Below are 930 nucleotides of genomic sequence, written 5' to 3'. Positions count from 1 at the left end.
GGTCACCGCCGGAACACCATTCAGGTCGAGAGCCCCAACCACACGGTTGGGGCTCTCCCACTTTAACCACCACAACCACGCAAACCCACTCCCGGAACGTGCACCCCCAGGGCAACCCACCCGCACTTCCCGGGCCGTTCAGACGAACCCTCTCCCACCACCGGCACCGCCCGGCCACGCCGGCCAGGCACCCAACCCAACCACCGCCGTCGAACCCCCCGGTGAGAGAGCGTCGGGTTGGAACCCGCAGGAACTGAGAGAGCGTTGCCGGGGCGGGCACGAAAGGTGAGAGAGCGTTCTGGCCCGTCCATGCGGGAGCTGCGGCGACCGTCCGCTGATGGCGAAATACGGGGCCAAAAGGCCTCAAAACCGGTGATTTACCTCAAAAAATGGCGGAAACACGCGGAATTTGCGGACCTGACCGCGGCAAGCTGGTAAGTTTTCGAACAGTGGCTTGTGCGCACGCCGCGTTCAGGCTCCAGAAATCATGACCGTCCAGGAGGACATCAATGGCTAAGAACCGTAGTGAACTTGTTTCAGAGGTAGCAGGCAAGGCCGGCACCAGCCAGGCAGCCGTCAACTCCGTGCTCGATGCACTGTTCGAGGTATTCGAGACCTCTGTCGCCGCGGGCGAGAAGATCACCATCCCGGGCTGGCTCGCAGTTGAGCGCACCGACCGTGCAGCTCGCACCGGCCGCAACCCGCAGACCGGCGAGACCATCCAGATCGCCGCTGGCCACAGCGTCAAGCTGACCGCTGGCTCCAAGCTGAAGGCTGCTGTCTCCAAGAAGTAGCACCGGCGTCCAACGCTTGAAAGGGAGCGGCAACCTGAGGGTTGCCGCTCCCTTTGCGTTAACCTCGATTTTTCATGATGGTCGGTGATGGTCGCTGGTTCGTGCCGGTGTGTTGATCGGCGGGTGTTTTCTGTTT

General features: G+C 62.4%; 1 protein-coding gene. It reads left to right on the top strand.

The window, feature by feature from the left end; all coding sequences use genetic code 11:
* Positions 1–509 precede the first annotated feature (509 nt).
* Complete coding sequence (locus PV761_RS24195; protein ID WP_028271010.1) at positions 510–794, top strand: HU family DNA-binding protein; 285 nt, start codon at positions 510–512, stop codon at positions 792–794.
* Positions 795–930: the final 136 nt, after the last annotated feature.

Source organism: Arthrobacter sp. CC3 (assembly GCF_039907775.1).
In the GTDB taxonomy this organism is placed as follows: domain Bacteria; phylum Actinomycetota; class Actinomycetes; order Actinomycetales; family Micrococcaceae; genus Arthrobacter.
Note: the sequence above shows the minus strand (reverse complement) of the source record. Positions and strands in the feature narration are given on the sequence as shown.